Genomic DNA, 21,563 nt, shown 5'->3' on the forward strand with positions numbered 1-21,563 from the left:
GCGCGGCGAACGTCGAAACGCTCGCATCGCGCATTTACCTTTTGCGCCAGACAGATAAGATGAACGGGCAGCGAACTCCGCCCTGACTTTTCCAAAGTGTATGGACGGGGAACCGGGCCCGCAAGTACAGATAGTGGCACGCCCCGTGCTCAAAGTGAGAGCAGTCATATTGAATGCCTATTTTTACGACAGCAACACGTTGCCTGGTTGAGGTTATCGAAGCCGGGTCGATCCGCCGCGCAGCAGAAATCCTCAATACCGCCCCTTCGGCGATCAATCGCCACATCCTCAATCTGGAGGCGGAATACCGAACGACATTTCTGGAACGACTGCCCCGCGGTGTGCGGGCAACGCCGGCCGGCCGGTTGATGGCCGACCAGATCCGCAGGTGGCAGGCCGACATGGAGCGCATCTCCGACGATCTCGCCAAGCTGCGCGGCCAGGAGCGGCAACAGATCGCCATCGGCATGATGGAGTGTTTTGCCGGCTCGTTCTTTGCCGAGGTCCTGGTCGGCATCCGCAGGCAATATCCCGACGCCAACGTGGTGGTGCGGGTGGGCGGTACCCGCGAGATGCTGGTGCTGCTGGAGGGTGGCGAAGTCGATCTTGTCCTGGGCTTCAACATGCCGCCGAGTTCGGACTACTGGGTGGTGGAGACGATTCCGATCAGCATGGGCGTGGTTGTCGCTGCCGACCATCGCTTTTCCGGGCGCGCATCAGTGACGCCCACGGAATGCGCGGGCGAGGCGTTGCTGCTTGTCGATGAAAGCCTGAGTCTGCGGCCGCTGATCGAGACGCTGTTTCCCAACGCGTCGCCCTGGGCAAAAGCTCCGCTCACATCCAATTCCATTGTCATGATCAAGCATGCAGTACGCGCCGGCGCCGGCATCAGCATCCTCACCCGCTTCGATGTCAGGGACGAATTGGTKAGTGGCCAGCTTTCGCTCGTGCCGCTCGACGCCCCCAATGTCCGGGAAAATCTTGCGATCTGCGTGCGTGACCAGTCGTCGGCCACGCCACTCGGGCTGGCCTTCACCCAGGCGCTCATCGCCAGCGTCAGACGCGAGCTTTCTGCCTGATCGCGCTACTTCACGCGAAGTTCGCGCAGCCGTTCGTCAAGATAGGAGCCAGCCGTGTAGCGATCAGACAGCACGACCTCGGGTCGCGGCTGCAGGAACAGCGGCAGCGAGATGCGCGACCGGCGCGCACTCTCGCCCGTGGGATTGGCAACGCGATGGCTGGTGGACTTGTAGTAGCCGCCGGACGCCTCCTGCAGCATGTCGCCGACATTGATGACCAGCGTCCCGAAATCCGATGGCACGTAGCCCCACTCGCCGCCGGCAGTCCTGAGCTGCAATCCGCGTTCGTTCGAGGCTGGCAGGATGGTCAGCAGATTGATGTCTTCATGGGCGGCCGCACGCAACGCACCGGGCTCCTCCTTGCCTGACAGGGGCGGGTAGCGCAGGATACGCAACAGGGTTGCGGGGCTGTCCTTGATCATGTCGGCAAGTGGCATGGAAAGGCCGGCGCGCACGTCGTCTGGCGTATGCATCTCGAGCCACGACAATAGCTCTGCTGCCAGAGCGCCCGCGGTCTCGTAGTAGCGGCGGGCGGCATCCGATACTTCGGCCGGATACCGGCCCCAGCCGAAATAGTGATAGTATTCCTTCAGGTCTTTCTTGTCGTTGCCCTTGGCGACTTCAGACACGGCGGTCGAGAAGAAGCCGTCATACTTTTCCTTGTCATAGGCATAGGCATGCTTTGCTTCGCTGTCGAAGAAGGCGAGCCAGTCGTCGTGGATCGCATCCACGAGCGACTGCGGAATCGGATGGTCCTTCAGCACGCCGAAGCCTGTCGTCCGAAGCGACTCCGCAAAGAGCGCGGGCGCTTGCGGATCCCTGTAGGAGACGGCGGCGACGCCGGTATCGATTTCGATCTCTTCGGCAGCATTTGTCATGGCAATCCCCTTTTGTTCGGCCCGCGCCGCTTGGACAAAGCTAAGGCGCTGCTTGACACGGGACAAGCAACAAGAGGCATACGCCCCGTGCGCGAAATGGGAGCGGATGATACATGGCGCGTCCTTGTTCGGCAGCCGTTGCGTGGCGCTTCGAAAGTTAGCCGTCTCGCGATGCTGCGCCAGTGCGACGTGCAATCTCCGAGCAAGACAAGCCCTCCATGCTCAAGGCGTGGACCGTATCGAACACAAGTCTGCCGGGACTGCCGATGCGCACGGCGAAGTAGATTGCGCCCAGTCGTTTCAGGAGTTGGTCCGGGAAGTTCGATCGTCATTATAAGTTTCAATACCCTCGCGATGCATTAAATCCCTGCTGGTAGCACGGCCGCAAAGCTCATCTGTTCCTCAATAGCGAGGTGCAAATTGAATGAGATGAAAGCGAGCCGCCACCTGACACGCTGCGGCGCCTCTTCACAAGCAGCCTGCGCCGACTGCTTGAACGTTACGCGCAGCAATATCTGGCGCCTGTCTTGACGATTGCAGCCATTGCCTGGTTCGTTGCCTATGACGATCAGATCATGCTGGCGGTGCTGGTTGCGGCCTGCCCCTGTGCACTCGTGCCGTCAGCTCCCGCAACGGCGATTGCCGGCAACGCGGTTGCGGCGCGTCACGGCATCCTCATTCGCAGCTCCGCCTTTCTGGAGGAGCTGGCCGATCTGACATCGCTGGTGATCGAGATGAGGCCGATCATGTAGCTTGAAAGGTCCTCGACTGACCTCGAGGGCAGGAGGGGCGCAAGTCGGAGCTCGCAGAAGCGGTTCATCCTTCGCTGAAAAATCTCTAATGATGGAATATCACGGGAGGTCATATCAAAATCCTTGCATCGACGCCCTGAAGGCGGGCGCGCTTCGGTAAAAGCCGGTTAAAGATTTTCGGGACTGCCAGCGGAAACGACGCTGGCCGCCAATCTACTCGGGCTACGCTCGGCTACGTTCCATCTCGCCGATCACCTTGGAGGCCGATCGCGCCCCCTTGCGCGGCTCCGATCGGCGTGCTAGATACACTGAACTATATGGTTCAGTTTTCGACAGCTCGTCTTGACGCCTGCTTTGCCGCGCTCTCGGACGCCACGCGCCGTGGCGTTCTGGAGCAGCTCGGGAGTGCGGATGCTTCGATCACGGAGCTTGCAGCGAAGTTCCACATGACGCTCACGGGCATGAAGAAGCACGTCGGCGTGTTGGAGCAGGCGGGGCTGGTTACGACAGAGAAGGTCGGCCGCGTGCGGACCTGCAGGCTCGGCCTGCGCGGGTTCGAGGAAGAGGCGGCCTGGATCGAAGCGCGCCGCCAGACCTGGAACGCACGCTTCGACGCGCTGGACGAAGTCGTCGAGGTCCTGAAACGGAAGGAGAAAGTCGATGGGCGACAGAGCGAGTAACGGCCACACGACGGTCGAACGGAGGTCCGAGCGCGAACTTGTCGTGTCGCGCACCTTCAATGGCCCGGTTCGCCTTGTGTTCGACGCGTGGACCAAGCCCGAGTTGTTCAAGCTGTGGTGGGCGCCGAAGTCGATCGGCATCCCCCTTCTGTCCTGCGAGATGGATGTTCGCACAGGGGGTAGCTATCGCATCGCGTTCGGACACGACGCCTCGAACTCAATGGCCTTCTTCGGCAAGTATCTCGAAGTGTCGCCGCCTTCGCGCCTCGTGTGGACCAATGACGAAAGCGATGGTGGCGCCGTCACCACGGTGACCTTCGAGGAAGAAAACGGCAGAACCCTGCTGGTTCTGCAAGAGCTCTATCCCTCGAAGGAAGCCCTCGACGAGGCTTTCGTCGGCATGGAAGACGCGATGCCCGAGCAGTTCGCGCAGTTGGATGAACTTCTCATCTCCCTTGGCGCGAGCGCGTGACAGGCCGTCCGCTGCCGGCCGAACAGGCGGCACAACTGATCGCAAAGGCCTGCGGCGAGGGTGGCTCCTGTGCCGAGTATCTGCCAAGACCGTCGTCTATCTTTGTGGAGAGGGAATTCAGGACCGCAATCTGTGGCGCCTGCAGGCGCTGGTCGCAGCGGAAATAACCGCGCATCAGGTCGCGTGACATCTGGCGCAGTTGAGGCATCTGGCCCAACTGCGACAATGTGTCGTTCAGTCCAGCGTCACCATATGGACAGCAACCTGTTCCTCGAAAAATTTCGAGAACGAAGCGATGCGCGGTGGCAGGGCCTGATAGGGCGGGTAATAGAGCGTCAGCCAGAGATCCGGCGGCGACCATCCCTGCAGGACATGAACCAATTTTCCCGTCCTCAGGTGTTCCGAAATATGAAAGCCGGGCAGCATGGCAACGCCGGCGCCATCGGCGGCCATGTCGGCGAGAACCTCGCCATTGTTGGCGCTGAATGCCCGGCCGGCCGCTATCGTTATGCTCGATCCGCCATCCGACAGGACCCAGTTTTCCCGCCTGCTTTCGCCGCTATAGGCAAGGCAATCGTCGGGTGTCAGCACGCTTGGATGCTGCATCTCCGCGAACCGGCTTCCCGGTGCGGCAACCAGAATGCGCGGTACGATACGGATCTTGCGCCAGATCGTGAACTTGTCCGATGGCTGCGACGAGATGCGGATCGCCAGGTCGTAATCGTCGTCGACGATATTTACCAGCCCGTCCGACAGCGAGATCTCGAAACTCATCTTGGGATAGAGCTCCCGAAAGCCCGAGAGGATCGGTGGCAGCACGGCCTTGCCGAACCATGTAGGCGCGCTGATCCTCAGGCGGCCCTGATCGGCCTTGTGCGCGTTCCTGACATCCTTGCGGGCGCTGTCGAGCGCATCTACCGCAGGCTGAACCTGGGCGGCAAAGACGGCGCCGTCTGTCGTCAGCGATACCTGGCGGGTGGTCCGAACGAAAAGCTGGACACCAAGATCGTCCTCGAGGGCCGCGATCGCGCGTGTCACAGCGGCAGGGGTCATGTCGAGTTCGCGTGCGACCTGCGCAAAATTGCGCTTCTCGGCCGCCAGCAGAAAGATTTTCAGGGCTTTGTAGTCATTCATCTCAATTGTTTCAGAAAATGCAATTCACTCGAAAGAAATATTGCAATTCCGCGCAGCAATCAACCCAGCTAAATCTCTGTTCAACGAAACGGACAACGCCAGCGCAGAAAGGCAACGGCCATGATCAAGGACATCAAGGGACTGCATCACATCACCTCCATGGCGTCGGATGCGCGAGAGAACAACAGGTTCTTCACCGACACGCTCGGTCTGCGGCGCGTGAAAAAGACCGTGAATTTCGACGATCCGAGCGTCTACCATCTATATTACGGTGACGAAAACGGCACGCCCGGTTCCGTCATGACCTACTTCCCCTTTGCCAACATGATGACCGGTCGCCCGGGCGTTGGTGAAGTCGGCGAAACCCAGTTCGCCATCCCAGAGGGTGCGCTGTCCTTCTGGAAGGATCGCTTCCTCGCCCAGGGGTGTTGGCGGAGTTGAGAGCGACACCGTGTTCGGCGCCAACCGCTTGCGCTTCATCGGTCCCGACGGTGACGGCTTTGCACTGGTCGAGACCACTGACGACAACCGCGCCGCCTGGAACGGTCAGGGTGTAGCGGACGACGTTGCCATCCGCGGCTTTTCCGGAGCGCGCTTCAACCTGCACGAGACGGCCGCCACGGAAGAACTGCTTCGCTTCATGGGCTATGAGCGAGCGGAAGTCGAAGGCGACGTTACCCGGTTTATCATTCCCGGCGGCAATGGTGCCGACACGATCGATCTGGCTTCGCTCCCGAAAACGCCGTTTGCCCGCCAGGGGGCTGGCTCGGTCCATCACATCGCTTTTGCTGTCGAAAATCGCGAGAAGCAGCTCGAGGTTCGCAAGGCGCTGATGGACACCGGTTACCAGGTGACGCCGGTTATCGACCGCGATTACTTCTGGGCCATCTACTTCCGTACACCGGGCGGGATCCTGTTCGAAATCGCCACCAACGAGCCCGGTTTCAACAGGGACGAGGACACGGCTCATCTGGGCGAAGCGCTGAAGCTGCCAAGTCGCTACGAGAATTTCCGCGACCAGATCGAGGCCAATCTCGAGCCGCTTGCTGCGTAAGGCCGGGTTCTCGAACGACATCCTGGAGCGCACCTCGATGAACTCCTGGGACGATCAGAACGTCCGCGATGCGCTGGCGAAGATGTGCGTGGCCGTGACCTCACTGTCTTCAACGGCGCCATGACGGCCGGCAGCCTCGGCTGGGGTGCGGCTGGTGAGGCTACCGGCATCATGGAGCACTGCTGACCGGCGCGGCCGGATTGCTGGTCGCCGGCTTCATCATGCACCGTCTCAAGCTGCCTGCCGGTGATGTCGACATGGTGCCTTCCAACCACTGGCCAGAACCGCTCTTTGCCGAACCTGTTGCCCATGACCGCGGTCCTGTCCTGATCCTGATCGAGTACCTGTCGAAAAGCATCACCGTACTGCTTTCCGGCATGCGCTGGACACGCTTTCCCAGGAACGTCGCCGCGACGGTGCGTATGGTTGGGGCGTCACCGAAGACTCAGCCGATCCGGAAACGTTGGTCGAATGGTTCAGGGCAGAGTCGTTGGTCAGAGCATCTGCGGCAGCACAAGCGGGTCTCGAATGCCGACGCAGACTTGCAGGGCAAGGTCCTGGGCTACCATACGGGTCCGGAGAAGCCGGGCACTTCCTGACAATCAATCGGCCAGGCAAAGCTTGAGTGTGTTTAAGACGGAGAGGGGCAAAACGGCCTCTCACAATTTCAAAGATGGCAATTGAGTCGACATTATTGATGCAATTGTTGGTGGGTGCCTTTCGCATCAATATAGCTTCATCAGACGGATACGCCGCTTCACCGAACCCGAAGGAAAACTGCAATGGAATTTGGTAGCGAAGTCGGCGGCCTGGCGAGCTTGATCGCACCGATCCTAAAGCCGCTGGCATCAGGTCTCGAGTTCTTCGGCGTCGCTGTAATCCTAATCGGGGTTGTGGTCGCCACCGTCGGTTACGTTCGTGACCTGACCTCTGCATCGAGGCCTGCCGCTTATGACCGGTACCGGGCCAATCTCGGGCGAGGGATCCTGCTCGGATTGGAAATCCTGATCGGTGCGGACATCATCGCCACGATCATCGCGCCCCTGACCTGGGAAAGCGTCGGCCTTCTCGGACTGATCGTGCTGATCCGGACTTTCCTGAGCTTTTCCCTGGAAGCCGAGATCGATGGCCAGTGGCCTTGGTCGCGGGGCTCGCGGCGTGGCGGACAGACCCGGTGACCGCATGCCACCGGCCATATGCGCAGAAGACCGTGATATCCGGCAAGACGCCAACCCGAATTTCGCTATCTCCTTGTCCCGCAGAGCTCCCTGACGAGCATGCTCACCTCAAAACCTTATGGCAGGTCCCATGACTTATGATCTTGAATTCGGCCTCGACACGTTCGGCGATGTCACAACGGCTCCCGACGGACAGCTTCTTGCCCAGCCGCAGGTCATCCGCAACGTTATCGAAGAGGGAGTTCTCGCTGACCGGAATGGCATCGACTTTTTCGGGATCGGCGAACACCATCGGCGGGACTTTGCGGTGTCTGCACCGGAAGTCGTGTTATCCGCCATTGCCTCGCGCACGCAACGAATACGGCTGGGATCGGCGGTTACTGTCCTCAGCTCAGACGATCCGATCCGGGTGTTCCAGCGATTTTCTACCCTCGACGCGCTCTCCAACGGACGTGCAGAGGTCATTCTCGGTCGCGGCTCCTTCATCGAATCCTTCCCACTCTTCGGCTACGATCTGTCGAAATACGAGGAACTCTTCGAGGAAAAGCTGGATCTCTTCTCCGAGCTCGTCACCAAGGACGTGATCGATTACGAAGGCGACTGGCGCCCGCCATTGAAGGATCAGCGCATCTATCCTCCGATCGCCGGAGGACGCCTGAAAACCTGGATCGGTGTTGGCGGCAGCCCGGACTCAGTCATTCGTGCTGTACGGCATGACATGCGGCTTATGCTCGCCATCATCGGCGGCGATCCACGACGGTTCGCTCCCTATGTCGAACTTTATCAGAAGGCATCGGAACAGGCGGGCAGTCCCGGACGTGAAATCGGAGTCCACTCGCCGGGCTATATCGCGGAAAGCGACGAGCAGGCCCGCCGTGACCTGTTTCCACATTTCAAGAAGATCCGTGATCGTCTCGGCAGAGAGCGCGGCTGGCCGCCCGTAACGGAGCGAGATTTCGAGAACGAGATCGAGCATGGCTCGCTTTACGCGGGATCGCCGGAAACGGTGGCGACGAAGATCGCAAACCTCGTCCGAACACTCGGAATCTCGCGTTTCCAGATGAAATATTCGGCCGGCCCGATGGAGCATGAGAAGCTTATGCGCAGCATCGAGCTTTATGGGACGAAGGTCATTCCTATGGTCAGATCTCTCCTCGCCAAGCATGGCGCGTAAAATTTGAGAGAGAGAGCGTCATCGATCGCTCCACATTCTGCGAAGCGATCGAATCCCGAACGCAGTCCACGCCCTTTATAGTGGGTCAGGCTGCTTTCATCAGCTCTACCGCCGCTGCGGAACGCGCGCAGTGGCAGCCCGCTATGGAGCCGTGAGGCCAGTAACGCCTTTCCGATTGAACCCTTCGACTTATGCAGCCGAGATGCGTTGTTCTGTTTGGCATGATTTTGGAGCAAACCAGCCTACCAGTCTGTTGGGACAGCTGGGTTTCGCCCGGAACGCGCCAAAAAGCAGTCACCCAGGTCCATTTCAACCAACAAGCACCCAGTCGGCAGCTTCGATTGCATAGGGGGCAAATAGGAAGTCCCGAATTCTCAGGATTTTGTCCTCTGTCCAATCGATGATGATGAAGTGCGCTGGTCTTTTTGAAGGATTGGCCTTGTCATAGACCAGCATCGAGAGATAGCCATCGATTGCGCCGAACCGGTAATCCCAATTCTCTGCTTCCGCATACCGCGTGAAATACGGGGCAACGCGATCTCGGCCAGTCAATTGGAGCCGATTGACCAAATCTACACTAACTTCATCTGCGAGCATCCTACGGATCGCATCGAAATCGCCCGAGCGGAAAGCATCGACATAAGCCGACATCCGGCGACGCTCATCATCATTTAGAAGTGGCAAGACGATATCATTGCGGTCTTGCTGAGAGATTTCTCTCAAACGCAACCTGCCACGCTGCAGTGCTGATTTGGCGGCAGGCGCACTACAGCCTGCAACTTCGGCAACTTCTTCGACCGTGTAGCCGAGCACATCCTTCAGTACGACAGCACATCTCTGAAGAGTCGAAAGCTCCAGAAAGGTCCGAAATCCGACCGTTGCTAACTCGAGCTGCGGCAGTTCTTCAAAGATGAAATGCATTTCGTCTTCGAGCGGTTCGAAACGCGATCTGGCCTTACGGCGTAGCAAGTCTAAGCTGGCGTTGTGCGCTACGCGAAGCAACCAGCCCTCCATATTGTCAATCTGGGTGTTGATAGACCGCGCTTTGACGGCGCGGAGCAGGACATCCTGGACCACATCCTCACCGTCAACCGCGGAGCCTACCATACGAGCGCAATAGCGGTGCAGCCTCGGCCGCACGCTCGCGAGCAGACTTTTGAATTCGTTATCATTAATCATGAGGGCCTAGTTCTTTGATATCAGCGATGATGCGACATCACGACTTCGCCGACAATCGATTTTAAAGATGCGAGCGCGGCAATTCTAGGAAAATAAGCAGCCATGCGTGGATCGGTACGCATAGCCATGACGTTTGCCTGTGTTTCCCACCGGGAATGAATGACCACCTGCTCGCCATCGGCGCTCGCTATCAGATCGGTCGCAATCCAGCCTTTGAGCGACCGGATAATCGTTTCGGTATTTTCTTGTAACAACTCAACAAGCGCCTGCTGGTTTTCCGGCAAAACCGAAAGGACGTTTATGAGTGTGATTTGTTTAGCGGTCTTAATGCTCATCGGTCTTCTCCAACTATCATCTTCCAATGGCGCGAATTGCGCTCGGCTATCAGAAGACGTTGGAAACGGGCAAAACGGATCGCAATGATAAATTTTTTCGCCACTTTTAGTTTTTACGAAGTCCGGGTTTAGGTCTGTTCGGTGTCGCCTCGCCCCTTCCGTCTGATCGGGCACGGCGAGATCCAATCTCATCAACTCCAGCACGGATGTCAGGAGACCTTCTGATAGCTTCAGCCAGGTGATTTGGCTGGCCTGAATTGCTCGTTTCGCCAATTCCGGGCTCAGGCATTCATCAATAAGGAATTTCATCCGCCTTCCTGCGACGGGAAATCCGTCGATCAGTGACGATCACGGCGCCTTCTGGAATATCGGCGGCCAAACGTGGTCGACCCCGCGGCGGATTCGCTTCCGCAAAAATCGCTGCCAGCCGTGTCTGGTGTTCGCTGGGACCAGGATAGGCCTCAAGGATGCGCTGCGTCGGAATGCCTGCGGTCACCGATGCAGCGATGTCGTAGACAGGAATGCGGGTTCCTCTGATCACGGGGGCCCCGCCGAGGGACGGCGCTCTGTGCCGACTTCTCGCTTTTCCCATCCGGCGCGCCCCTGAAGAACGACTTCGTCTATGCTGCATTCCATTTTCACAATGCCGGACCGCCATGGCACATCAGCAGCACAAATGTTGGCGAGACCGGCCTGCAATTCTCGAGTAGCGGTGCGGCGGTGACGCTTCCGACAACGGCGGCGCTTGCTACCCTTAGAATCGGCACTTTTGCGGCTGCAAGACGCTCGCTGCGATGTCTTTCGATCCTATATCCTGGCAGGGTGTTTTTTCGTCAATTGCGACTGCCGAAATGGCCGCGCGCTGCATCACCGCAGCCGACAGGCGGAGCTCCAATTCAACCGAGGCATACCAGATAGCCCTCGAGATCACTGACGATAGGCGGATTGCATCTCGCGGCTGCCACTGAGGCAGAAGGCAATCGCGCAGCCCTTTTCTCCGAACGTGTCGTAGGTGAAATCGGCAAGCGCGTGCCGCTCCTTGATGCGGTGACTGCCGAGGTTTCGCGAAATCGATGCTCCGCGCGTGCCTGACCAGCCAGTCGCTGCCGCGAAAGGATTGCCGTGGCGCTCAATCGCATCGCGGTCCTCTCCCGATCAGGGCACCTGAACCGAGAGGTGGAGTCCGTTAGCCCGATAGCCGGATCAATGATCGGCAGAGGCAGAGTTTTTAACATGGCCACTGAAACTCGGCAGAAACAAACCTGAAATCCACGGGGAACATCTCTTCGTTATGGTGCATCCACTCAAACAGAACGGGATAGGATCATGAACAAAACCTTCGTTGCCCTCGCCAGTGTCTTCCTTGCTACGGCGACCGCCGCCACTGCTGGCGGTTCGACCAAGGGCACTGGCGGCCTCAATGGTCGCGCCAAGAGCGGCCTCACGTCCGAGCGTGTCGATGGCTCGCCCAGGGGCATGGGGCCTTCCGTCCCGTGCTCCGTGCCCGCAGCAGGCAGCGCATCGCAGGCCAGCATGAATGTGATTTCAGTGTCCCTTCCCATCAAATTTGGAGACGGACGATAAATTAGGTCAGGGCACTGAGCGGTTTGTCAGCCTCGACGCGGCCAGGATGGCCGCGTTCACTTACAGAAGAAAACGGCTCCACACTTTTGCGCGACATGCTTAAGATCTGAACCATGGTCCACTTTCTCCGTTTTGTCGCCCTTGTCAGCTTTCTGTTCGCCATCGCGCCCGCCCAGGCTGCCATGCGTGTCCACGAGACGCGGTTCGAATGGACGATGACGGACGGACGGCGCCTGGGTTCCGAGGAGCTTGTCGGGGCGGTGATGCAAATTCGAGGCTTCGATGGGCAGGTCTTCACTGCCCGTCTTGACGGTGTCGAGCCTGCTGCAGAAGATCCGACCATCCTTCTGCATCGTTTCAGCGTCGCGGACGGCGTCGGCGGCAATTGGAAACCGATGTGTGAACCGGACGCCTATGGACGGCGTGCCGGTTTTCCGGTTGAAGGACGTTGGGACGCTGGKGGCCGTTATGTGAAAGACCCTCAGAGCTGGTTCCTGGCTTGTACGTCCGGCTCTCAGGGAAAGTGCATTCTGTGGGGCTATAATCCCTTCCGCCGCGCGTCTAACGGAGCTGACCTCGCGCCCTTCTACCAGGCTTGCCAGCATATGGTGCGCGCCGACTACGAAGGACGAGGTGCGACTTACACCCGCGACGGCACCTGGATCGAGATGAGCGATATAGCCGGTATCGTTCCAGTTTCCGATGATGGCGATCCGGCCTGGACATTCGAGGCTGGCTGGGGGCCGGACGGCGCGGTCTGCGTAGCGCATACCCGCTGGGACGACCTGCTTTCGACCAAGGCGCTATTGAAATTACGCCCGGAATTTGCGGCGACGCCTTGCGATGAGGCCGAGGCCCGTCGACGGGGCGCCTTGCTCTTCAATCGATCGCGATAGCGGATCTTCCGCAAAGAGAGCTTTTTGAACGAAGTTCGCGACAGCACCGTTGAAAACCGCGCCATCTTCCGTGCCTTGTCGTCCGCCCGTGAGCATGAACGCCCCGCGTGAGGGGTATAGGATAAAAATGTTTAGCGTGCGTTGAGCGCCTTGGAGGCGGTGCTGCATACTCACGGATATAGCGAGATCAAGCTGCGGGCAGCAGTGGATAGCGCCCGTGGCAAACATGTCTACCGGGTCGGGTTTCTGCGCTGCGGGAATGAACATGGCAAAGCAGGTTGGCGACAACTGCAAGGCCCGACGAACCGTACTTTCGGTGCGGCCGGCAGGGACAAACAGCAGAACACCAAGCATCGCATGATTCAAATCAATCCCTCAAGTTGCAAGGCGCCAGCCAAGGATGCTGCGGCTGTCAGCCAAACCATGAGCTGACCCGGTGTGCCCGGTGTCAGCACGGCCTGCTCGGGGGCACTCGGATTGTAAAATACGTCTACCGGCTGCCCCGCAGCGAACTGGGCGGCACCGTGTTTCGCAAAAAGCCGGAAGCTGGCGTAGCTCTGGGCGCTGAAGCTGGTCCGATCGCTCTCGTATGTCACACCCGCCACCGTATAAGCGTAACGGGTGCGCGATCTGTACAGTGTCCTTATCCGCCAAAAATGGGCCGGGTTGAACGACGGCCGCATTTCCACGGTATCGACGGACGACGAAACAATGGTCCCGGTCACTCTGGACCAATGAAACGTGGCGGCACCGCTTCGATGCAGCGCGCATCCGAATGCCGCTGCAAACAGGCCGATAATTGCGAGGAACATTGCACTGGGCGTCAGGCCGGAACCGCCGCCGAGATGGCCCAGCCAGTCGGGCACACCGCTGGCGGCAAGGGTGGCCAACAATCCGCATATGCCAAACAGCGCGCAGGCGAGAATGCCGATCTTAAAAGTACGGCCGGACAATTCCCGCTCCAGAACGCAATTTTCCGGCGCGTCCTTGTCATAGAAAACGGTCACGCTCGCACCTACCGGATAACGCTGCAGTTTTTCCGCAACCTGTAAATTCCCTAAGTCCTCACCGATGCTGATCCGCTTTCCCTCGAGTCTGCGGCCATCGACCTCGAATATGTAGCGAATGAGGGCAAAGTTCCGGATTTCCGTGTCTTTGATGGCGTCGCGGCCGGACCCGGTCCAGTTGGTTATCGTGCGCCCTTCGGACCGCGACGAAACGATCCGGGCCGATGCCGCGATCCAGAGATCGGTTTGCTGGACCTGACGGTATTTTCTGATCAATGCTGTCATGAACAGGCCATAGAATGCCATCACGATACCTGCGAGGAGCAGTTTCAGTTCCGGATCCATTGGCTTGCAATCCTCTTGCGTTGGCTGGAGCAGGCCACTCGCCACTCGCCACTCGCCACTCGCCACTCGCCATTCGCCACTCGCCGCGTGTTAAGAGCCCCAAGCTGTTTCCGTCACGTCGTCTCAGGGATCGAATGTACTGCCCGGTGTCGCAAGGGGAGTGCTGCCGTCCGCCGCGAAAGAATGTTTCATCGATCGCTTAGTATCGGCGAAAAGAGATCGTTGTAGGAGGCGTCCTTGAAGGCGCCCTTACCGCCAAACGCGCCGTAGTGGGGGTCGCCATAGTGCAGGACATACCGTTTGCGTGCTGTATTTTTGCTGACCAACAAACAATCCTCGTCACCTGGCTTGGTGGTTTCCGTACTTGTGAGCTGGTCAACAATCAGCGCCCGGTATCCACGGAGTCCAGGCTTGCCCGGGGTGATCACAGACATTGTTGCCTCGAAAAAGCCTGTGCAATTTTGATCGTTTTCCCCTCTTCCAATTTCCACCTTAAGGCCCTCCAGAACCGGCGAAATGGCCTTCTCATCGAATGAGTAGAGCCAGAGCACAGTCTCGCTGAAGGGAAATGCGTTGGAACGAGTAGCGGGCTCTGAAACCAAAGGCGCGCTGCCCGCTTTTAATGTCATAACGCCCGGTATCGAGGCCGACGCCGTCAAATGTGATGGCGTCTGAAAGGGCGGCTCCCTTTTCGACATATCGCGCGACGATATTGCCCGATTTGGTATTTGCGATGATCATTTCAATGTCGCCGCGCGTTTCATCTTCGGCCGATGGATGGGATTCGAGCCGGGGAATTGCGAGCAAAGTGAGGTCCGGCCTTGCCGGCCAGATGCTGCATGCGACAGTGTTGGGATCGATCAACTGCTGGTAGCCGCCGTCAATCTCAAAACCGTGTTCAGATCGGACGGCGAATGAATAGGCTTTATCGAGAAGGACCTGAAGATTAGAGCAGGATGCAAATGCGCTCGCGGGTAGCATGGTCAACGCGGCAAAGGCAAAATATAATGTGCTGGTGGTTCTCATGAGGCTAAAACTCCGGGTCTTCCAATAGTTTTTTGGACTGCGACGATCTCGCCTTCTGAACAGCGGAGGCCCTTGAGCGGAAGTGGTACTGGTAAACGAGTGGCTGATCCTGCGATACCTGCGCAAGAGGGAGAGTTGTTGATTTGAAATGGGAAGGAAACATTGGGGACCTTATCGAAGCGGGTCGCCTGCCTTGCGGCGTGGCACGTTGAAATAGTCGCAGCCGGCTGCGCCATAGGGATTGCTGAAATCGCAACTCATGGCGTCGTGCATATAAGCGATGAACATGTAAGGTCTCTCGTCGCACATGAACTTTCGGACTTCGCCCTGAGGGCCGGTGATTTCAAGACCGGCCTCGCCGCTTCCTATTTCGTCGCCTTCTGTTGTTGGGGGAATATGGAGTGAATAGAGTCGGTAGGCGTTTTTCCCATTCTTGAAGCGCACATTTACAAGATATCCGTCGACGCCGGTGGAATTGGAGAAAAAGAACTTGTCTCTGCCGGGGCCAGGCTCGGACGGAAAATATACGGGCTCCAATCCTTCACCGAAGCCAATGAACTGCAAATCCGTCCATCCGCCTTCGACCTGCTGCACCCCTTTCAGTTCGAATCGATTGGTGGGCGCGACATCAGGGCCGGATCCGCATACGAAGAGTTGCTGCTGATCGTTGGCACGAGCGTGACTCGGTGCAACGGCTAGAAGAAATGCGGTTAATGCGCAGCAACCGAACGCACTGTGCGACATGGCAGACTCCGTTGGTTTGCTTCAGAGACCCGCGTTCGACTTACCCCAAGGCGCAGCGGCTCATCTGAGGGATCAAATTCAATGTCGCCCCAATTCGGAGGCGACTTTATGGTTTGTCGGCAACCTCACGCTCTGAGGAGAACCTTCAAAGGGACCAAGGATGGGGCGAATTGCTTCGCCCCGCCCGAGCTTACTTCGCAATGATCTTCCCATCGGGCAGTTCCACGCCAATGACGTCATCGACACTACCGGCGCCGGTCTTTCCGACGGGTGCGACACTCGCGGCTGAAAGAGCGTTCGTGTTGAGGGCATTTGAGGTAATCGCATTCGACGTGATAGCGTTCGAGGTGATGGCATTTGAGGTAATCGCGTTCGACGTGATGGCGTTCGAGGTAATCGCGTTGGAGGTGATGGCATTGCTAACGATTTCCGCAGATGCCGGAACCGCTGACGCGGTCAGAAGTGCGGCGACGACGAGTTGACGGACTTTCATGATCATTTCCTTTTGTTTGAAGGGAACCGAGGACAATCCAGCGGTTTTGAAATTCCTGCGCTTCGAGGATTTGAAGACAGGAAACGGTGTTGCCGCTAGCGGGAGCGGTTGAAAATCAACGCCTTGCCGAACAGTCCGGCTTTGGCGTTCTGTGCGGTACAAAGCACCGAGCCGAGGCGGTCGGCGAGGCGGGGACAGGAGTGCTGGAGGCCGTCGAGCGTCATCCTATCCGGGACGCGGGTATGAGCCACGCAGACAGCACCCGTGGTACTCCATCCCGCTTCGAAACTCAGCTCGTCGCCCCCGGAACTCTGTGCCTCGCGTTGGATGCCGCGATCGTCGTAAATGTCGATCTTCATGCCGGTTCGGGTCGTGGCCCGGTCGCCGCAATAGTCGGCGCGGACCATATTGACGCAGGCGCGGTGATACTCCGCCAGATCCGTCCCATCGGGCAGGGTTTTCCAGGGCTTGTAACCGAAGCGGACGCACTTCCCCTGTGCTCCGGCCGAACATGTAAGGGTAAAACCGGACTGCGAAATCATCTTTCCCTCCGAATTCCATTGCCCCTTGAGCGGAAACATCCAGCGATTTCCATCAGGATCAGGATCGCAGAGTTCGACCGGTGTTGGGCCATCGACAACGGTGACCTTGTGCAGAAACACCTCGCCGTCGGGATCACGGCTGTCGGTCACGATGTCGTCAATGCGGACACGGTGAGCGACAGTATCGCCGGACAAGCGCAGCGACAGGGTTGCGCCAACGAGTTCCTTGCCCTGAAGAACTTTGCCACTCGAAAAGGTAAGTCGGAATGCAGTTCCGACCACTTCGGTTTTCTCAATTCGCTCGGGCTGCGGCCCTGCCGCAGCCGGAAGCGAAGAGCTTGCGAGGGCCGCGCAAAAGAGCAGGGCACCGGCAGCGAGTTTGATAAGCTGGTCTGTTTCGATCATCATGGTCACACAATAAGTTCATGCTGTTTCAATCGGATTTCGGCTTGTTTCAGCTATGTTTCATTTTTGGGAATGACGCTTTTACTCTCCTGTCGCCGGTTGGCGACCAGCCGATCTCCAGCAATTGGGATCCGCGGCGCTGTCAATTCTCTCCCGAGAGGCATCAGCTGGCGCCCTCGCTCTGAAACAATCGAAACATTCAAACCGGAAGGAGGTGCTTTTTGAAATACGACTGAAATGGGGTTTGCCTAGAAGCGGCTAACGGGCACGATCCAACACCCATCATGGTAGCTGCATGACCACGACCCTCTTTCGGACCATCCATCCCGACGCGCAGGCCATTCCCGGCCTGCTCGACCTCAGATCGCTCCCCCTTGCGACACTGACCGCTTTTCTGGCGGGATCGGTGATCATCGCCATCGTCCTCATCGGCTCGATGCCCTATGCCCGTAAGCAGCCGGCCACCGGCCTTGTCGTTCCGGATCTAGGAATCGTGCGGGTAACGGCACCGCAATCCGGAACGCTGTCGGAGCTTTTCGTCACCGACGGCACTCTGGTCGAGGCCGGCGCCGCCCTGTTCAGCATCGGTTACGGCCAGGATGGCGGAAGCCTGCAGGGTAACCTCAGCCGGGCACTGGACCGCCAAGAGGTTTTGCTGCAGGAGCAGATCGCCGGCGAAGCGATCCGTGTGGATCACGAGCAGGGCAGTCTCGACAGCCGCATCGCGGCCCTGGAGGCGGAACGAAACAGCCTCGAGGGCCAACGCGACCTGCTCGAGCAGCGGGTACGGGTTGCGAGCGAGCAGTTTCAGTCCGGCGACCACTTGCGCCAGCGCAGTCTGATCACTGATACCGATCTACGAGTGCGCGAAGATGCCTGGCTCGTTCGCAGGCAGGACCTTGGGGCACTGGAGCAGCGGCGCGATGCCATTGTGCATGAAGAACGGCAGATCGCGTTGCAACGGGCCCAACTGCCAGCAGACAGCAGGGACCGGATCGCCCGCCTCAGTGGCGCTGTGGAAGCTTTGCGGCAACAGAAGGCCGAGGTCGCGGCAAGGGGTGGCGCCGTCGTACGGGCGCCGGTGGCTGGGCGCGTGAGCGCCCTCCAGGCCGCGGTCGGCCAACTGATCGACCCCACGAAGCCGCTGATGTCCCTTGTTCCGACCAAGACTATCATGCATGCCGAACTCTTCGTGCCGCCGCAGGCGATCGGTTTTCTGCGAACCGGCCAGCCTGTTCGGCTGACCTATGACGCCTTTCCGTTCCAGCGTTTCGGCGCACAGGGCGGAATCATCGACCGCATTTCCGAAACCATGCTCTCCCCGGAGGAGGTCGCAGGTCCCGTGCGGTCGCAGGAACCTGCCTACCTCGTCACGGTTCGCCTCGACAGCCAGCGCGTCGTGGAGGGCGATCATGAGGAGATGCTGCGGCCGGACATGACGCTGCGGGCAGAGATCATTCTGGAGCGGCACACGGTACTCGACTGGATGCTGGAACCGCTGAGGAATATGATCGCAAGGACACGCTCATGAGCCGTCATCGCCTGCCCCTGCTGTTGCAGGCCGAGGTCACCGAATGCGGCCTGACCTGCCTTGCCATGGTGACCGCAAGCCATGGCCATATGGTCGACATGCCGGCCCTGCGTCATCGCTTCGCCGTTTCCGTCAAGGGGGCGAACCTTAAATCCCTACTGGACATCGCGTCAGGCCTTGATCTCGACGGGCGGGGCGTGCGGCTGGAACCGGATGAAATCGCCGGGCTGCATCTTCCGGCCGTGCTGCATTGGGACATGAACCATTTCGTGGTGCTGAAGTCCGTCGGGCGGGGCAGGGCGGTGATCCATGATCCCGCGCGCGGCGTCGTGCGGCTGACGATGGAGGAATTGGCTCGCCATTTTACCGGCGTTGCAGTGGAATTACGGCCTACGGCCGGGTTCCGCAAGCTCGACGAGCGTAAGCGGCTCTCCGTGCGGGCACTTTGCGGCGACCTCGGCCCGCTCTGGCCAGCAGCGGTCCAGGCGCTGCTCCTCAGCCTCGTGCTGCAGGCCTTCGTCATGGCGAGCCCTTTTTATATGCAGTTCGCTGTCGACGAGGCCATCCTCCGGGGTGATCAGGGGCTTCTGACGGCGCTGGCGTTGGGTTTCGGATTGTTTACAGCGATCAAGCTTGGCGCGGATTGGCTGCGCGGGCGGCTGCTGGCGACGATCTCCAGCGCGATCAATTTCCAGGTCGTCGCCACGCTGTTTCATCATCTCCTGCGCTTGCCTCTCGACTGGTTCGAAAAGCGCGGCATCGGCGACATGACCTCGCGCTTCGGCGCAACGCGCCCGATCACCGAACTTATTTCGCAAGGTCTCGTCGCCGCATTGGTCGACGGGGCTATGGCGGTGCTCACGCTTATGGTGATCCTCGTCTATTCCCCGGTGCTGGCGGGGATCGTGCTCGGCGCGCTCGCGCTGCTCGTGGCCCTTCGCCTCGGCAGTCTCGGCATAATGCGCCGCCGGCAGGAAGAAGCGATCCTCGATGCGGCGGCCGAACAGAGCTGTTTCATCGAAACCCTGCGGACGATGCAGGCGATCAAGCTTGCCGGCGCCGAGACCGAGCGCGAGGCCCGTTGGCAGGTTCGCTATGTGCGCCTCGCCAACCGCCAGCTCGCGCTTCTGCGACAAAATCTCACGGTACGGATCGGCCATGATGCGATCCATGGGCTGGAAAAGATCCTGGTTGTCTATGTCGGTGCGCGGCTGGTGATGTCCGGCGATCTCAGCCTCGGCATGCTGTTTGCCTTCATCGCCTACAAACAGCAGTTCCTCGACACCGCCGGCAAGCTTCTTGAGGCGCTCATCGCGTGGAACATGCTGGACCTGCATCTCGACCGCATTGCCGACATCGCCCTGGCTGCGCCGGAACCCGGCCTCTCCAATGAGGGCCTAGTCGTTCCGACCCTTAATGGCGCGCTGGAATTGCGCGGCGTCAGCTTCCGCTACGGCGAGGGCGAGCCTGCCGTCCTGGACGGGCTCAACTTGAAGGTGTCGCCCGGCGAGATCATCGCGATTACCGGCGCCTCGGGCAGCGGCAAGACGACGTTGATGAAGATCATGCTGGGTCTTCTCCGGCCGTCGATGGGAGAGGTGCTGGTGGATGGAAGGCCGCTTGATCAGATGGGCGTCGCCGCCTTCCGCTCGCAGATCGGCGTGGTGATGCAGGACGACCCGCTGCTGACCGGTTCGATCGCCGAAAACATCAGCTTCTTCGCGCCTGTTCTCGACGTCGCCCTGATGCGCGAATGTGCCGCGATTGCGGGGGTCGAGGCCGAGATCCTCGCCATGCCGATGAACTACAACACCATGATCGGGGAGATTGGCACGGGCTTGTCCGGCGGACAACGCCAGCGGCTGTTGCTGGCGCGTGCGCTCTACCGCCGACCGACCATCCTCTTCTTGGACGAGGGCACGAGCAATCTCGACATCGCCAAGGAGCGGGAGGTGGCAGCGGCACTGGCCCGGCTGCGCATCACCCGGATCATGATTGCCCACCGTCCCGAGACGATTGCAGCAGCCGACCGCGTGGTTGTGTTCGAAGGCGGACGCATTAAGCGTGATAGCGGCCGCCAGGCGGCGCTGTCCGTCATTTAGCACACTGTGCGTTCGCAAAGACACGGAAGATACGCCATCTCCTCGCCTCGATGACGTCACCGCTTTCGCGAGACGGAAGGCGGCGAGGCGATGACAGTCACCGCCCGCTTTTGCCAACTGCGTTGGCCCGGCCTGCGCGTCGTCAATGCCATGCCGGATTTCGCCGACACAAGGACAGGTCAAAGACGCATCGCCTACGATCCCAGTGTAGCAGGCGCGCCGTTTCTGATGGAATGACCGCCTCCAGCCCGTCTAAGCGAGCTCTCCAAACGATGGCATGAACGCTTAAAACCGGACACCCTCGCGGATGCCCGGTTTTGCGCGAAATTAGTCGGCCCGATTGTTCGGGTCGATTAATTAGTGGCCGACGAAATACGGATCCGGCGGGACCGAAACGCCGACCGGAATCAAGGGGGTGATGCCGGTCGTCCGCGTTGCGGCAAGGCCGACAAGGTACGTGGGCGGGTTGTGGCCGCCGCTTACCTGGGCGAGTTCATCGATGCTCAACGTGCGGCCGATGGCCTGGGTCTTGGTCTTCATATTGCTCTCCTGCCGTCCTGCGGCCTTGATGGTGTTGCCGATCTTGTTGTCGACATCAGGACACTAAAGCCGGTTCGTTTCGCGCTAATTTCTGCCAATCGACATCTGTGTTTCTTTTGTTTCAAGCCGGGGACGACGGAAGAAAAATCGTTTTGGCGGACACGCCCCAGGATTTTTATCTGAGCTTTTCCTGGCCCCATATGTTCTCAAAATCTCGCATGCAAGGATCACGATGGCGAGTTGCGCATGAAAACTGGAAACGGCGGTCCTCAGTCCCTTCGAAACGACCGCTGGCCGGCGAAAATTTGCGTTCGTTCGCGTGAGGTCAAGTTTAGTTCTCGTGAGTCCAAGACAGCCCGCGATTTCGATGCGATGGTTCGAGAGAACACAGCACTAGTTTAGGGACTTGCCATGCGCCAGCAGCTGTCGAGAC

Annotated in this window: 20 protein-coding genes and 7 pseudogenes; 15 read left to right on the forward strand and 12 right to left on the reverse strand. The window is 59.2% G+C overall.

The features are described from left to right. The first annotated feature begins 173 nt into the window (after positions 1–173). Complete coding sequence (locus AC1DMK_RS27805) at positions 174–1,079, forward strand: LysR family transcriptional regulator (RefSeq protein WP_477863604.1); 906 nt, start codon at positions 174–176, stop codon at positions 1,077–1,079. 5 nt (positions 1,080–1,084) lie between these two features. Here AC1DMK_RS27805 and AC1DMK_RS27810 read toward each other — a convergent pair whose 3' ends face one another. Then, on the reverse strand, positions 1,085–1,957 hold the full coding sequence (locus AC1DMK_RS27810; RefSeq protein ID WP_051974191.1) for a 2OG-Fe(II) oxygenase family protein: 873 nt from the start codon (positions 1,955–1,957) through the stop codon (positions 1,085–1,087). Between the two features lie 527 nt (positions 1,958–2,484). Between AC1DMK_RS27810 and AC1DMK_RS27815 the strand changes: the two genes are divergently transcribed. From AC1DMK_RS27815 to AC1DMK_RS27830, 4 genes and pseudogenes are all read left to right on the forward strand, one after another. After that, on the forward strand, positions 2,485–2,709 hold the full coding sequence (locus AC1DMK_RS27815; RefSeq protein WP_477863605.1) for a hypothetical protein: 225 nt from the start codon (positions 2,485–2,487) through the stop codon (positions 2,707–2,709). 317 nt (positions 2,710–3,026) lie between these two features. Then, positions 3,027–3,389 (forward strand): ArsR/SmtB family transcription factor, encoded by a 363-nt coding sequence (locus AC1DMK_RS27820; RefSeq protein ID WP_477863606.1) that lies wholly within the window; start codon positions 3,027–3,029, stop codon positions 3,387–3,389. Then, positions 3,370–3,861, forward strand: a complete 492-nt coding sequence (locus AC1DMK_RS27825; protein WP_477863607.1) for an SRPBCC family protein — start codon at positions 3,370–3,372, stop codon at positions 3,859–3,861. Before AC1DMK_RS27820 ends, AC1DMK_RS27825 begins: the two co-directional genes overlap by 20 nt. 5 nt (positions 3,862–3,866) lie before the next feature. Then, positions 3,867–4,048 (forward strand): annotated as a pseudogene (locus AC1DMK_RS27830) (gamma-glutamylcyclotransferase); the annotation flags it as partial. A 47-nt stretch (positions 4,049–4,095) separates the two neighbouring features. Here the strand turns inward: AC1DMK_RS27830 and AC1DMK_RS27835 are convergent. Then, complete coding sequence (locus tag AC1DMK_RS27835; protein ID WP_477863608.1) at positions 4,096–4,995, reverse strand: LysR family transcriptional regulator; 900 nt, start codon at positions 4,993–4,995, stop codon at positions 4,096–4,098. A 120-nt stretch (positions 4,996–5,115) separates the two neighbouring features. On the opposite strand from AC1DMK_RS27835, the pseudogene AC1DMK_RS27840 reads away from it, so the two are divergent. The 5 genes and pseudogenes from AC1DMK_RS27840 to AC1DMK_RS27860 all read left to right on the forward strand — a co-directional run bounded on the left by AC1DMK_RS27840 (position 5,116) and on the right by AC1DMK_RS27860 (position 8,401). Further along, a pseudogene (locus AC1DMK_RS27840) lies at positions 5,116–6,049 on the forward strand (VOC family protein). 13 nt (positions 6,050–6,062) lie between these two features. Next, positions 6,063–6,131, forward strand: a pseudogene (locus AC1DMK_RS27845) (hydrolase); the annotation flags it as partial. Positions 6,132–6,133: 2 nt separating this feature from the next. Continuing rightward, positions 6,134–6,674: pseudogene (locus AC1DMK_RS27850) on the forward strand (MFS transporter); the annotation flags it as partial. A gap of 157 nt (positions 6,675–6,831) precedes the next feature. Beyond that, the gene (locus AC1DMK_RS27855; RefSeq protein WP_051974190.1) at positions 6,832–7,227 is read left to right on the forward strand and encodes a DUF1622 domain-containing protein; all 396 of its coding nucleotides are present in this window, start codon (positions 6,832–6,834) and stop codon (positions 7,225–7,227) included. Between the two features lie 130 nt (positions 7,228–7,357). Continuing rightward, entirely contained in the window at positions 7,358–8,401 is a 1,044-nt protein-coding gene (locus tag AC1DMK_RS27860; protein WP_477863609.1) for an LLM class flavin-dependent oxidoreductase, read from the forward strand. 309 nt (positions 8,402–8,710) lie between these two features. Here AC1DMK_RS27860 and AC1DMK_RS27865 read toward each other — a convergent pair whose 3' ends face one another. The 4 genes and pseudogenes from AC1DMK_RS27865 to AC1DMK_RS27880 all read right to left on the reverse strand — a co-directional run. Then, the gene (locus tag AC1DMK_RS27865; protein ID WP_477863610.1) at positions 8,711–9,580 is read right to left on the reverse strand and encodes a sigma-70 family RNA polymerase sigma factor; all 870 of its coding nucleotides are present in this window, start codon (positions 9,578–9,580) and stop codon (positions 8,711–8,713) included. Positions 9,581–9,600: 20 nt separating this feature from the next. Further along, complete coding sequence (locus AC1DMK_RS27870; protein WP_477863630.1) at positions 9,601–9,915, reverse strand: antibiotic biosynthesis monooxygenase; 315 nt, start codon at positions 9,913–9,915, stop codon at positions 9,601–9,603. Positions 9,916–10,050: 135 nt separating this feature from the next. Continuing rightward, positions 10,051–10,149, reverse strand: a pseudogene (locus AC1DMK_RS27875) (IS5/IS1182 family transposase); the annotation flags it as partial. 58 nt (positions 10,150–10,207) lie between these two features. Then, positions 10,208–10,471 (reverse strand): annotated as a pseudogene (locus AC1DMK_RS27880) (DUF433 domain-containing protein); the annotation flags it as partial. 770 nt (positions 10,472–11,241) lie between these two features. On the opposite strand from AC1DMK_RS27880, the gene AC1DMK_RS27885 reads away from it, so the two are divergent. Together AC1DMK_RS27885 and AC1DMK_RS27890 are read left to right on the forward strand one after the other, a co-directional pair. Then, positions 11,242–11,499, forward strand: coding sequence for a hypothetical protein (locus tag AC1DMK_RS27885; protein ID WP_477863611.1), 258 nt, complete (start codon positions 11,242–11,244; stop codon positions 11,497–11,499). A 113-nt stretch (positions 11,500–11,612) separates the two neighbouring features. Then, positions 11,613–12,395, forward strand: coding sequence for an ADYC domain-containing protein (locus AC1DMK_RS27890; protein ID WP_477863612.1), 783 nt, complete (start codon positions 11,613–11,615; stop codon positions 12,393–12,395). Between the two features lie 362 nt (positions 12,396–12,757). Here AC1DMK_RS27890 and AC1DMK_RS27895 read toward each other — a convergent pair whose 3' ends face one another. The 5 genes and pseudogenes from AC1DMK_RS27895 to AC1DMK_RS27915 all read right to left on the reverse strand — a co-directional run bounded on the left by AC1DMK_RS27895 (position 12,758) and on the right by AC1DMK_RS27915 (position 16,957). Continuing rightward, a complete protein-coding gene (locus AC1DMK_RS27895) occupies positions 12,758–13,747 on the reverse strand; it encodes a DUF3592 domain-containing protein (RefSeq protein WP_477863613.1) in 990 nt (329 codons plus the stop codon). Positions 13,748–13,935: 188 nt separating this feature from the next. Then, positions 13,936–14,773, reverse strand: a pseudogene (locus AC1DMK_RS27900) (PA3715 family protein). A gap of 171 nt (positions 14,774–14,944) precedes the next feature. Then, a complete protein-coding gene (locus AC1DMK_RS27905; protein WP_477863614.1) occupies positions 14,945–15,517 on the reverse strand; it encodes a hypothetical protein in 573 nt (190 codons plus the stop codon). 190 nt (positions 15,518–15,707) lie between these two features. After that, positions 15,708–16,010 carry a hypothetical protein gene (locus AC1DMK_RS27910; RefSeq protein ID WP_037067069.1) on the reverse strand — a complete coding sequence of 101 codons (303 nt, stop codon included), beginning with the start codon at positions 16,008–16,010 and terminating at the stop codon, positions 15,708–15,710. A gap of 95 nt (positions 16,011–16,105) precedes the next feature. Then, positions 16,106–16,957 (reverse strand): ADYC domain-containing protein, encoded by an 852-nt coding sequence (locus AC1DMK_RS27915; RefSeq protein ID WP_477863615.1) that lies wholly within the window; start codon positions 16,955–16,957, stop codon positions 16,106–16,108. A gap of 295 nt (positions 16,958–17,252) precedes the next feature. Between AC1DMK_RS27915 and AC1DMK_RS27920 the strand changes: the two genes are divergently transcribed. From AC1DMK_RS27920 to AC1DMK_RS27930, 3 genes are all read left to right on the forward strand, one after another. After that, positions 17,253–18,488 carry a beta-barrel domain-containing protein gene (locus tag AC1DMK_RS27920; RefSeq protein WP_037067068.1) on the forward strand — a complete coding sequence of 412 codons (1,236 nt, stop codon included), beginning with the start codon at positions 17,253–17,255 and terminating at the stop codon, positions 18,486–18,488. Further along, a complete protein-coding gene (locus tag AC1DMK_RS27925) occupies positions 18,485–20,590 on the forward strand; it encodes a peptidase domain-containing ABC transporter (RefSeq protein ID WP_477863616.1) in 2,106 nt (701 codons plus the stop codon). The genes AC1DMK_RS27920 and AC1DMK_RS27925 overlap by 4 nt, the downstream gene beginning before the upstream one ends. A gap of 90 nt (positions 20,591–20,680) precedes the next feature. Then, positions 20,681–20,827 carry a hypothetical protein gene (locus AC1DMK_RS27930; protein WP_158447642.1) on the forward strand — a complete coding sequence of 49 codons (147 nt, stop codon included), beginning with the start codon at positions 20,681–20,683 and terminating at the stop codon, positions 20,825–20,827. A 120-nt stretch (positions 20,828–20,947) separates the two neighbouring features. Here the strand turns inward: AC1DMK_RS27930 and AC1DMK_RS27935 are convergent, their stop codons facing one another. Next, positions 20,948–21,130: a bacteriocin gene (locus AC1DMK_RS27935; protein WP_477863617.1), complete on the reverse strand. Its 183-nt coding sequence runs from the start codon at positions 21,128–21,130 to the stop codon at positions 20,948–20,950. Positions 21,131–21,563 lie beyond the last annotated feature (433 nt).

The organism is Rhizobium sp. 05L419 (genome assembly GCF_056397845.1).